Source organism: Natronococcus amylolyticus DSM 10524, from assembly GCF_000337675.1.
In the GTDB taxonomy this organism is placed as follows: domain Archaea; phylum Halobacteriota; class Halobacteria; order Halobacteriales; family Natrialbaceae; genus Natronococcus; species Natronococcus amylolyticus.
Map to the genome: position 1 here is coordinate 41734 of NZ_AOIB01000028.1, position 12248 is coordinate 53981.

Consider the following 12248-nt stretch of genomic DNA (forward strand, 5'->3'; position numbering starts at 1 on the left):
TTCGCGGTGTAGATGCGGCCGTGTCGAGCGTACTCGACGGAATGTCTCCCGATCACGTTCGCGAGCGACGCGACAGATGGTACCTCGACGCTGCCACCACATTCAACGACGTTCGCTCCGACGTTGTGGGTGTTGCGGCACTGTGTAGTTCTGAATCACCTCAGCTGGCGTGTTTCTGTCGGACGTTTGATACGGTCTGTAATGATTGTAATAATGTAAGAATTGTTCAAGTCAAACACGGACGATCGCCCGACTGCCCGTTCACGAATATGGAAGTGGCCGACTCGTATTTTGAAGGTGTGAAACCACGTTTCGACGAGGTTTCGGTCGGTATAGTTCACTCGACTGTTTAATCCTAATCCAGTAAGGACAGTCCGGTAACCAAATTGATCGACGAGAAACGCCGCGTCCGAGAGATCGTGTTTCTCGCGGAGTCCATACAGAAATACAGCTGCCGGATCAGAGCCATGCCGACCAAACAACGCGACGTCGAAAATCAACGTTGTCTCGAGTTTTATTGTATCATATGATCAAGACCGCTCGCCATTGATTTTGACAACGGTTTCGTCGACAACGCCCCCCGACGGCGATGGCGTCCTCAGAACGCGAAGTGTTCTGATGGGCCGCACGAGAGCTCCACTCTCGTGGACGTCGGCGAGTCTGGAACGCTGTCAGCCAGCCGAGGTACCTAGTGCCAGATTGCCTGATAAGAGCGTTCAACGCCGATCAAGCGAAGAATTGCTTGTGTCTTTCGAAGCGAACATCCGATCGCATGGAGACGGATGGCCGCGTGCCGCGTGGTTTCCTCAGGGCACGCGGCCGGTCCGTCGAATTGTCTGGGCAACGTGACTGGACGTGTCTCTTGGGCGCGACCGGCGAGGACGGTGATCGCTTTTTCGCTCGATTCGAAGAGTACGTGACCGCCACCCACGCAAAACATTTCATTCTCGCGCTATGCCAAGAGTTCGAAGATAATTTGGTCACTGTACTAGATGGAGCACCGTATTTTCAGGCGTCGGCCGTCACGGACCTAGCGGCCCGTGACGACCTCGCCTTCGTGACATTGCCAGCGTATTCACCTGAGCTAAACCCGGTCGAAGAGTGCTGGAGACAACTCCAATCAGCACTGAGCAACCGGTTCTTCGACTCACTTTCTGAACTCACATCAGCGATTGATACCGCTCTTGATCAACTCTCGCTTCCAAGGTGAGCAATTACTTCTATAGCTACTATAGCTCGTTTGAGGCGAAGGTGCTCTCCGCCTTTAACCAAGTAAATTGTATATCGTCTCTACCGGCTGCTTTTGGCATTTTCAGGTGCCGAACGTACAAAAACACACTCTATGATCTAAATAAAGCTGTATAGATTTTCTCGCGTCACTGAAGCTCCGCTCAAGTGTCTAATCCGTCAAAAATGTCCGCTTCGAGTGCTGGCAGTGTCAAACAAACCGGCGTCGATTACTTGAGTTCGCTGTCAGGGCGGACAACGACCTTTCCGAAGCCTTCGCGGTTCTCGAGTATCTCGTGGGCGCGGGCGGTCTCGCTCATAGGCAAGACGTCTCGGATGGCGGGTTCGAAGGTGCCGTCCCAGACGAGCTCAAGCACGTCATCGACCTGTTCGGGTGTGGCCATCGTCGAGCCAATGATCTCGAGTTGGTTCCAGAAGATCCGTGGAATATCAGTCTCGGGGTTGCCGCCGCCGGTGCCACCGCAGGTGACGAGTCGGCCCCCCTTCGCGAGGCTCTTGATCGAGTCACGCCAGGTAGGCGCGCCGACGTGTTCAACGACGACGTCGACGCCCGCGCCGTCGGTCTCGGCGCGGACCCACTTGGCGAAGTTCTCCTCCTCGTAGTTACAGACGTAGTCGGCGCCGTGTTCTTCGGCGTACTGGAGTTTCTCCTCCGTGCTGCCGGTGGCGTACACTTCCGCGCCCGCATAGTCGGCGATCTGGAGAGCGGCGTGGCCGACACCACCGCTGGCTCCAAGGACGAGCACTTTTTCGTCGGGTTTGAGTTCCGCCCGTTCGATCAGCATCCGCCAGGCGGTCTGGAAGACGAGCGAACACGAGCCCGCGACCTCCCAGTCGACGTGTTCGGGCACCGGAATCAGGTTGTCCTCGGAGATGGCGGTGTATTCAGAGTGGACACCCGGGACGTGCTCGCCGATGATGTGGAAGTTCGGATCGAGCGTGGGGTCGTCCATCCGAAGGTCGCCGACGCCGGCCGAGACCGCCACATGATCGCCCTCCTCAAACCGAGTGACATCCACACCGGTCTCGACGACGACGCCCGCACCGTCACTGCCCGGAATGTGGGGCATCTCGAGGTCAAGCATCGGGAGTCCACGACGGGTCCAGATATCGAGGTGGTTGAGCGCGGCGGCTTTGATGTCTACGAGTACCTCGTCGCGACCGACCTCTGGGTCAGGGTACTCGCCGTACTCGATAACATCTGTATCTCCGTGCTGTAGGATTTTGACAGCTTGCATGTTCTGGTCAACGTCCACCTAATATAAAATAATTGTGGTAGGGGAAATCATACCACTTAGCAGGTTCACACACATATTATTCCTATTTAGTAGTTCGATATATTCGAACTAGGATAGAAACTCCATTGAACCACCAATCAATAACCTACAAGCCATGTATGTAATACGATTTAAAGTGACTACAAGAGAGAATTACAATCGTGTGTGTAATGCAACCTGCACAGCACTACAAGATCTTTACAAGAGTACGAGCGTAAATCTATTGGCCAGTTTAAATGGTGGTGAGAAGCTGCGACAGAAATCAAATAGAAACGGGATTCATAGGTCTGGTTCTGGCATATGGATCGACAAGCCCAGTTATTGGCGATCAAGACACGCATCAGACGGCTATGCTTGACCACTTAGAACTATCAGGACACAGTTCTACCATACCGAACTATTATGTTATAGCACCACATGCACCATAGTATGGCACAAAAAGAATCTGACCTGGTAAAAACGACGAGCCTATCATTACAAATTATCGATGAGATCCAAACGCGCAATGGGACAACACTGCCAGAACTTGTTGATTATTTAGATCTTGCAAAAAGTACAGTTCACCGGCATTTAACGACGCTCCGTCATCATGGCTACGTAGTAAAAGAAGGAGAACAGTATCACATCGGATTGAAATTTCATAATCGTGGCGAATATGCTCGGACACGGAAAAAATCGTATCGGCTTGCTGCAGAAGCGGTACAGGGCCTTGCAGAGACTACAAATGAAGAGGTTGACTTTCTCGTTGTTAACGATGGCCGAGCGGTTGCAGTCCATACATCATACCACCGAAATAGTATGTATCAAGAAGAGGTTATCCATCCGACCGAAACCGCACAACACTCGGGCACCTATTATTATTTACACAGCATTGCGGGAGGAAAATCTCTCTTGGCTGAATTCTCCGATGAGAAGATCGGCCGTATTATCGACCAATGGGGACTTCCAAAACGAACGGAAAACACACACACGTCAAGAGCTGATCTATTTAAAGATATCAATCAGATCCGTGAGTATGGTGTCGCGCTTTCTGATGAGGAATACGCAGACGGACTCCGGGCAATCGGTCGTCGTGTGCTATCTCCAGATGGGAGTGTTCTGGGGGCAATATCACTCTCCGCACCAGCATACCGCCTGAATAAGGACATTACGGAAGAGGAGGTTACTGAACATCTTACCCACACAGTGGATAAGTTGGAGGAGAAACTCGTTACGTCTGTCACGCTCTCCGATTGAGTTCGATTTTTTCGAACCTTGATAGCCGCTGGAGTTGATATCCTACTGAGGAAGGATATTATATTGCCACAAAACAGGGGATTCGGGATCTTCTCGACGACGAGTTCGATGTCGAATATCATCCACACTACCTCCCAACGTTCCTAGACCATCTCGGCCTTTCCTACGCCATTCCTCGGACAAGACGGCTGATCGACCCGATAACGCCGACGAGGATGCCCCCGACCAACCATACAACAAGCGCGAAAGTGACGAAGATGACGGCGAAGAGGAGGGGATACCGATGAGGACATCTGCACTGATGGCGGGACTATGGTGGGATTTTTCGATATCTCGCACCCACAACCATGGGACAATTCTCAGCGGCTGTACACGGTCGATGACCCACACATCACCCGACCGCTGGTGAAAATCGATACACCAGCGGCCGGGTTCTATGCGCTTAACAGAAAGCGTGCTATCGTTTCTACCGAACCAGGAGAAAAACCAAATCAGCGGGTGTTTTGAGGAGACCCGCGAGCAGAATCCGCTTGCCGGGATTTTGCTCGTCTTGGACAAGCATGGATCACATGTGACTCAACGAATAGCTCCCTTCGAGCGACGTACCGACTCAGAATCCATTTTTATTATAACTCTATATTGTATTATTTATCAGCTAGGTTGTATTCGTGTTAGTTTATACGAAAATTATAAATACTTATTACATACTATTACATGTGATGTCATGTGCCATGGTAAAATATTACCTTGGGTTAGATGACGCAACGACATCAGAGACAGTGATGTTTCTGCTTACAATATCGTTCGTTATCGCCCTGGCCGCGTTGGGGATTGGATTCCCGGAACAGTTCGCCGGAAACATGGAACAGGCATTTGATTACGTACTCACTTATTTCGGATGGTGGTACATGCTGTTAGGTTTCATCCTTTCGACGTGTATAATCGCTTTTGCGATAGTAAAGTATGGCCGTCTCCGTATCGGTGGTGAAGACGCCGAAAAGGAATTTGGTCTGTTCTCGTGGTTCTCGATGGTATTCACAGTTGGATTCGCCTCGGCAGTTGTTTTCTACGGAGTTGCCCAACCAGTCGCCGTAGTGAATGATCCACCACCAGGATTTCCCCTTGAAATTGGCTCTATCGAATCGGTTAGTTTAGCGTTCATGTACACTCACAACATAATTCCGGGGCTGTTGGCGTGGTATCTCCCGTTCGCTGTAGCCTTCGGCATCATCGTGTGGGGCAAAGACGAGCTCCGCGTGAGTACTATCCTAACACCTATTCTCGATCGAGAGAAGTACGGGTTCGTGTACTGGATCACCGACATCGCAGCATTAGTAGCCATCGTCGGTGGGTTGGCGACCTCGTTGGGATTCATTGCGTGGCAGTTGCAGGTGATTATCGATCACTCGCTCGGGGTTGGAGCCGGTTGGATCACGTACGCAATATTCGTCCTGATCGGCTTAATCTTCCTACTGGACGTCTACCTCGGTCTCAGACACGGCATTCGTAATGCCGCCAGGTTAACCGTCGTCCTCATCGCCATCACGATGGGTATACTGCTCGCCGTCGGACCGACGATGTTCACCTTGAATATGACCACTGAATCCCTCGGAGTGTGGCTCAACTACCTGCCAACGCTGATGATGTATTCCGATCCCGTGGGAGGCAGTGGTTGGCCGCAGGCGTGGACAGGTTTCTGGTGGGCTTGGTGGGCTGCGTGGGGGATTTTTGTTGGCAGCTTCGTCGCCCGCATCTCCCGCGGTCGCACGGTTCGCGAGATGATTATCGGCGTCGGACTCGGCCCTGCAATTTTTCTCTTCATCCAGCATGCCATCCTCGGCGGCTGGGCGTTAGCTCCAAGGAACTTCGATACGGTTGCTAGCGCCTACGAAGAGGGTGGCGAACCGTTCGCACTGGCCGAAGCGATTAATATCACTCCAGCGGCCGAGGTTCTCGCTATATTGTTCGTGATGGTCCTGGTAGGATACCTCGTGACTACACTCGACTCGGCTGTCTACATGATCTCCTCGATCAATCTCGGAACTGAAGAGCCTAACGCGCGTAATCGCGCCGTGTGGGGAATCGTTCTGTCAGCTCTCGGGCTCATGACTCTCGAACTCCCCGAAGCAGCCGTTATGGAGACGTTCGTTGGAGTGTTCACGTTACCCTTCTCAATTTTTTTCCTCGTGATGATCTACGCCTCGTACGTCGAGGCTCGACGCAAGTATCACTCATTGACTGACGAGCACGGGATGCTACAACGACCGGATCCAGACTATTCTGCGTCTTCCGAAGGTAAGGACAGGGGATCAACCGGGACTGCTGAAGACGATTAATTTCTACCCCTACTTATCACGTCACAACGATTGCTTGAGGTTCCACCGACAGTAGCGCCATATTTGACTCGAGTGCTGGGAAAACCTGTGACTCATCGCATTGGTGAGTGAAATTTGTGGTTGGTGTTTTTGCTATGTTGAAACGGTACATTGTGGGTATTACGGAATTAATTGAGAAAATCTTCCACGTGCTGTTGGGTTTCTTCCTCTTTGTATGCAAGAATTGCATGATGGATAGCCCGTTCCATCTCTTCGTCAAGATTTGGTGGGCGCACGCCATGGATTTGTCTCTTGGCCGAATCCATCACGTATGTTGGCTGATCGGCCAGGTTCTCTTCAAGTCTCCTAACCGTCTCATTGAACGCTTTCTCAGACTCTGCCACCTCTTGCACAAGGCCAATCTCGTAAGCACGCCGGCCATCGATTAGGTTGCCAGTCATTACAAGGTACTTCGTCATTCCTTCACCAATTATTCCGGGGAGTTTCTGTGGCCCACCTTGGTCCATAGAGAAGCCCATGTTCGCTTCCGGTAGACCGAGCTGGGCATCAGTGTGGGCAACACGGATATCACATGATATTGCGAGTTCAAGGGCTCCACCGAGGCAGTATCCGTCAATCGCTGCAATAACCGGAACGCCAAGTGACTCGATTGCTCGAAGCGTCTTGTGAGTGATTTCGTACTGATCACGGATAGTTTTGGGTTTCGCTTCACCCCACTCAGGGACTGGACCAACATCGACACCAGCGGAAAAGTGCTCACCATCACCGCGAACTGTCACTACTGAGAGCGAGTCATCTTGTTCAAATTCCTTGAACGTATCTAAGAGCGTCTCATACATTCCAGCGGTTATAGAGTTATTCTTGTTTTTTCTATTTATCGAAACCGTTGCCTTGCCGTCAGCTACGTCTACGTCTATGTTTGAACCCATGCCTTTTGGAGATAGATATCACACGTAATAAGATTATTGGTGACATATGCCGCGATATTGAATGATATTCGCCGGCTTTAGAATAGGAGTGTATTGTTGCTAGACTTTTTTGGGTAGTATTTAGTTAAATATTTTCTCAGTAGCGTGTGTAATGCCAAAAGATTTATACGTGTTTAGATCAACGTTATGAGATAGCTCACCGCAAGGTGTAGGACATAATTCCACACGGCCATGACGATAAATAACAATACAACGGCTGAAGCGACAACGGACTTTTCACAACTTCTTTCGCCGCAAGGAGTCGCCATTGTTGGGGCATCAAGAGAGCCTGGAAAACGAGGACACCAAACTCTTGTTGACCTTGAAAAAAGCGGATACGAGGGAGATATATATCCAGTCAACCCAAAATACGAGGGAGAGATCCAAGGGCACAAAGTATACCAGTCGGTCTCCGAAATTCCCGATCCGGTCGATTTAGCGTTCATTGCAACACCGGCGTCAACAGTTCCGTCGATTCTCGAAGAATGTGGCTCAGCAGATGTCGCGGGAGCGGTCGTTATTGCTGCAGGCTTTAGTGAAGCTGGAGCCGACGATTTGGAAGCTCAAACATTAGAGATGGCACGCGAACACGATATCCGTCTATTCGGCCCGAACATCCAGGGTATCGCGAATGTTCATGATGGTCTCAATCTTCTGGGAGGGTATGATATTCCAGTGGGGAATCTCGCCCTTCTGAGCCAGAGCGGCAATGTCGGTTTAGAGCTGGGCTCCCACGCAGCGGGCCGATGTGCGACAGGATTTAGTTTCAATATCGGCATTGGTAATGAGACTGATCTAAAATTTCATGAATTCCTTCCATACCTAAATGAACACGAACAAACGGATGCAATAATTCACTACGTAGATGGGATGACTGATGCTCGAGCGTTTCTCCGTGAGGCTCAGAAAGTAAGCACCGAAACACCGATCGTAGTTCTAAAAGGAGGAATTACCAATATAGGGCAGAACTCAGCACAATCCCATACCGGATCACTGGCAGGGGAAAAAGCAGTTGTCGACGCTGCGTATCAACAAGCGGGAGTCATCCGAACCGAACACACCGACGAGGCTGTTGCGATTGCTGACACGCTCGCGAAACTCCCTCCTGCGTCGGGTAAAAATATCGCGGTTTTAACTGATGGTGGCGGGAATGCGACTATTAGTGCCGATGCGCTCGTTCAAGGTGGATTCAACCTTCCTAAATTCACTGAATCCACACGCAAACGTCTGCAAGATATTGTTCCTGATGCACCCAATCTCTCAAATCCGGTTGATATGATGGGGCTTCAGGGTGATGGCGATCTTTCGATTTTCTTTGACTGTGCCGAAGCTATTGTCAGCGACCCGAATGTTGATGCTCTGCTTCTCACTGGTGTATTTGGAGGATACGAAGAGTTCGGTCCAGGCGATACCGACTCAAAGCAAGAAGCTGACGTCGCCAGAGATATTGCTTCGTTGACTGAAGAGTACAAAGTCCCGATAGCTGTCCATTGTATATATTCGACCCAAGGGTCCAAAGCACTCGATGTGTTCGAAACGTCTGGCGTTCCGACGTTCGCCTCTCTAGATAATGCAGTCACGTCTCTCGAGAAACTATCCCAGTATGGAGAACATCTTAGCACTGTTGAACGAAAATCAGATTTCTGTCTTGGTGTTGAGAAAAAGAATGACATCGAAATCATTAGCGAAGCACTCGCTACGGGGCGAACAACCTTTTCTGAACATGAGTCACGAAAGGTCCTACAAAACGCGGGCATAAGCCTTCCGCCGTTTGAACTTGCAACGACTTCCGAAGAAGCTGCACGTGCTGTGGAAACCTTTGAGGGGCCTGTCGCGATGAAGGTGGTATCACCTGAGATCGTTCACAAGTCTGATGCCGGTGGCGTCTGTCTAAATGTGAGTGGATCTGAATCCGCCGCTAGTGAGTTCGATAGAATTCTCGAAAACACACGCCAGTATGCCCCCGAAGCGTCTATTGATGGGGTTCTTGTCACGCCGATGATTGATGGTAATCGAGAATTTATTATTGGTGTAACTCATGATGACGAAGTTGGACCAGTCATCATGTTTGGTATTGGTGGTATTTTCGTAGAAGTCCTTGAGGACGTGTCTTTTCGTGCTCTACCGCTGACCGAATACGACGCGAATTTGCTTCTCGACAGGATCGATACTCAAGAGTTACTCCATGGTGTCCGCGGTGAGCCGGGTGTGGATCGAGATTCATTGGTTAATTTACTTCTTGATGTTTCGTCGCTTGTAAAAGATAATCCAGCAATCACCGAACTTGATCTCAATCCAGTATTCGCCGACGAGGATGGCGCTACGATCATCGATGCAAGTATAACACTATCATCAAAATATTGATGTTGCAAAATGGTAAATGTGTTGGGCGAAACAATATTTCATCGTGTTCAGATAAGCTGATTCCACGCGAAGCTGAATAATTTGAGCGAGTCGTCGGCTGTTTTGGCTTCGACATTGCTGAACCAGTTTGAGAAATAGACAGTTCTGTGTTTTGTTTCTATAAAGACACGTTTGACAGCATTCCATTTCTGTGTCGTTCATATCTGAAATCGGAGTCGTGCCGATGACATGTATCTTGTAACGAGTGCGAACCATCGAGGAGAAACACGGCGTCGATGACGCCGTGTTTCTCGCTGAGTTCGGTGAGAAATGAAAGAGCTAGATACCTCCTTGTAGTTGATTTAGGCTTTGTATGCAGTAAATCGTCTATTTACGGATCGACAGCAGCGTACAACCAATACTCCTCATCATTCAGTTGGATCGCGGTTTCGTCAACTGCCATGTGATCCGGCAACCGTCTATCCGCCGGCTGTAGATCTGCCTTGTGGACCCAATTACGGATGGTCGATCGAGCACACTCGATACCGAATTTCTCAATAACGAATACAGTATTAGGAAGTGAGGATGTTGTTAGATATAATTGAATACTCACCTTCATTAGCAGTCGAGATGTTGCTTCTCGCTTCACAGAATCCAAGTCTATCTGGCCGAGACTACTACCGAAGCACGCGTTTTCGGGTATGGACACTCAGAAAACGCGACGCCTAACTTTTCAATCCCGAGATCGTAAAGGAGGTCGCGCTCGATGACGATGAGCGTCGACAGGGATGCCCCTGGAAGTTCTACGGTCTCACCGACAGTGGACGCGAGTTCCTCGAAGAACACAACCTCCTCAAAGCTGAAGAGACACTCCAGTGGATCTACGAGACGATCTCCGACAAGCCTGACAAGGTGGCCAAGTACGAGAACATGCCGCGTCCGACTGACCAGTAGATCCACGACTAGGACAGCCGGGACGAGTCACACCCGTTGTGAGTCTGAAAGTAGGCCCAACCGCCGAATCTGCGTTATTCTCCCCGGTAATATATCTAAACCTTTTAATTTTCTCGGAGTTGTCAATAGAAGCGACAGCGACGTCGACTCTCGGGTCGACGACCAAGTCCGGTCGTGGTCGTGTTCCTATCTTGGTGGTGGCGTTCGTGTGCTTCTCACGCGGTTCCGGCTGTTGGCTGGGTCACAACAGGTGTGACACCGCCAGCACTCGCTGTCTCTCCCTCGAGCAGGTCCAGATGACAGTAGCGATCCTCGAGCAGATCCGAAACCATCTAAGCGGCCTCCGCCAGGAGGCAAGCGATACACAACGCCTTGTTGTCCTCACACCAGACCACAGCCGCCCGTCGAAACTCGATCGCATCGAGGACGAACGTCTCGTCTGGACGAACTTCGACCAGCTCGTCGACGCCGCTGAATCGATCTTAGCGCGGGACCACGGCAGCGCCGAACAATCACTCGAGATCCCACCGAACGAGAGGCATTCCTCCTTCGAGAACTCGTTCGCTTCCTCTACGAGGAGGACCTCGTGAGTGGTCGCGAGGATCGCGTCCTCGTTGTTGCCGCTCGCAAAGCCTGGCCCGAGTACAACGCCCATGGCCTGTACTTCTGCCAACCGAACCGCTCGTTCAAGCCTTCCAACTATCTCTCTCCATTGATGGTGAGATCAAACCAGCTGTCCCAGCGATCACCAGTACAATCGAGAGCATCGACCTGACCGAAGGGGCAACGCAAGTCTCACCAGCCCAGCGACGTCGACTCGAGGACGGGATCGCGACACTCCGAGACCAGAACGCAGAGCGCTACGGAAGCGAGCAGAAGGTCCTGTTTCTCGACCTTGAGCGCGGATTTACGCTCGAGCAGCCGGTCCAGAACGACAAAACGGCGTCCGAGTCAGATCGAACTGTCGCGTTCGTCCAAGGCCACCGGTACGTCCCTGCATCTGCGCTCCGAGATAACCCCACTACAACATCTGCTCTCGAAGAGTAGCCCAGTGATCCCTTGTAATCGAAGTCATCCCTATGACAAGAATATAGAGATTTACCACCAGTTGGTTTCTTACCTGTTGAGCTCGCTGAAAGTCATCGATATTGGTATTATCCTCGAATACTAACGCTACGACTGCGATTCGGCCCGGACCTCCGGTGCAGTATCCTGTATCATAGCAGGCGAATCGCGTCCCCATGGGGGGATGATCGAAAGAATGGTGGAAATTATACGTCGAAAGGCGATCACCGGTGTAGGCGGACTGGCAACAGTAGGACTAGCAGGCTGTACCTCGAGCGTAGATGGCTTTCTTGGACCAGAATTCGAAGAAGGCGACGAACAAGAGGTAATGCTCAAGGCATCCTTCTTCGGCGATGACTGGTCGGAAGAGTCGATGGATGATGAGGATCCGACTGAGGATGACGATGATGGCTATAAGTGGACCTTCGACCGAGACGAAGTCCCTGATACTGATGCAATGTTTGTCTCCGGGGACGAAGACGCAATGGCACTCGTCATGATCGCGATCGTTGACGATGAAGACGATGCAGAGGAAGCAGTCGAGGACTACGGGCGAAGTCAGATGGTCAACCCAGAGGATCCAGATATCGGCGACACAGCAGTTCGAGGCGAGATTTCTTCGACAGGGGTAATCTGCTATCATGAGAGCAATGCGGTTGTGGTTACTGGTGCAATGGAGATCCAAGGGTTCGACGCTGAGCCGAACAATAGTGTGGCTCTCGAGGCGGCTGAAGAGATCGAGTCCCGTCTCGAGGACCTGTAGAGAACAGTTAGTTCTGTATCAGCCACCGAGAACCAAGGGGCTGAGTATAGACCCGTGT

7 protein-coding genes and 5 pseudogenes are annotated in these 12248 nt (G+C 51.0%); 8 read left to right on the top strand and 4 right to left on the bottom strand.

All coding sequences use genetic code 11. The features are described 5' to 3' along the window. Positions 1 to 102: 102 nt before the first annotated feature. Positions 103 to 796 (bottom strand): annotated as a pseudogene (locus C491_RS23705) (hypothetical protein); the annotation flags it as partial. On the opposite strand from C491_RS23705, the pseudogene C491_RS13370 reads away from it, so the two are divergent. Then, positions 787 to 1221 (top strand): annotated as a pseudogene (locus C491_RS13370) (IS630 family transposase); the annotation flags it as partial. The pseudogenes C491_RS23705 and C491_RS13370 sit on opposite strands and share 10 nt — an antisense overlap. Before the next feature lie 236 nt (positions 1222 to 1457). Here C491_RS13370 and C491_RS13375 read toward each other — a convergent pair. Further along, complete coding sequence (locus tag C491_RS13375) at positions 1458 to 2486, bottom strand: zinc-binding dehydrogenase (RefSeq protein WP_005557158.1); 1029 nt, start codon at positions 2484 to 2486, stop codon at positions 1458 to 1460. Between the two features lie 468 nt (positions 2487 to 2954). On the opposite strand from C491_RS13375, the gene C491_RS21660 reads away from it, so the two are divergent. The 3 genes and pseudogenes from C491_RS21660 to C491_RS13385 all read left to right on the top strand — a co-directional run bounded on the left by C491_RS21660 (position 2955) and on the right by C491_RS13385 (position 6097). Beyond that, positions 2955 to 3761: an IclR family transcriptional regulator gene (locus tag C491_RS21660; protein WP_005557161.1), complete on the top strand. Its 807-nt coding sequence runs from the start codon at positions 2955 to 2957 to the stop codon at positions 3759 to 3761. Between the two features lie 71 nt (positions 3762 to 3832). Further along, positions 3833 to 4335 (top strand): annotated as a pseudogene (locus tag C491_RS21665) (IS630 family transposase); the annotation flags it as partial. Positions 4336 to 4492: 157 nt separating this feature from the next. Continuing rightward, positions 4493 to 6097, top strand: a complete 1605-nt coding sequence (locus C491_RS13385) for a BCCT family transporter (protein ID WP_152421329.1) — start codon at positions 4493 to 4495, stop codon at positions 6095 to 6097. 167 nt (positions 6098 to 6264) lie between these two features. Here C491_RS13385 and C491_RS21670 read toward each other — a convergent pair whose 3' ends face one another. Next, positions 6265 to 7026 carry an enoyl-CoA hydratase/isomerase family protein gene (locus tag C491_RS21670; protein WP_083909325.1) on the bottom strand — a complete coding sequence of 254 codons (762 nt, stop codon included), beginning with the start codon at positions 7024 to 7026 and terminating at the stop codon, positions 6265 to 6267. A 231-nt stretch (positions 7027 to 7257) separates the two neighbouring features. Here C491_RS21670 and C491_RS21675 point away from each other — a divergent pair, with 231 nt between their 5' ends. Next, a complete protein-coding gene (locus C491_RS21675; RefSeq protein WP_005557166.1) occupies positions 7258 to 9429 on the top strand; it encodes an acetate--CoA ligase family protein in 2172 nt (723 codons plus the stop codon). Positions 9430 to 9476: 47 nt separating this feature from the next. Here C491_RS21675 and C491_RS21680 read toward each other — a convergent pair. After that, positions 9477 to 10111: pseudogene (locus C491_RS21680) on the bottom strand (IS6 family transposase). 26 nt (positions 10112 to 10137) lie between these two features. On the opposite strand from C491_RS21680, the pseudogene C491_RS23710 reads away from it, so the two are divergent. The 3 genes and pseudogenes from C491_RS23710 to C491_RS13405 form a co-directional block, all read left to right on the top strand. Then, a pseudogene (locus tag C491_RS23710) lies at positions 10138 to 10362 on the top strand (PadR family transcriptional regulator); the annotation flags it as partial. A 296-nt stretch (positions 10363 to 10658) separates the two neighbouring features. After that, positions 10659 to 10952 (top strand): hypothetical protein, encoded by a 294-nt coding sequence (locus C491_RS23715; protein ID WP_005557169.1) that lies wholly within the window; start codon positions 10659 to 10661, stop codon positions 10950 to 10952. A 671-nt stretch (positions 10953 to 11623) separates the two neighbouring features. Next, positions 11624 to 12190: a hypothetical protein gene (locus C491_RS13405; RefSeq protein WP_241431315.1), complete on the top strand. Its 567-nt coding sequence runs from the start codon at positions 11624 to 11626 to the stop codon at positions 12188 to 12190. Positions 12191 to 12248: the final 58 nt, after the last annotated feature.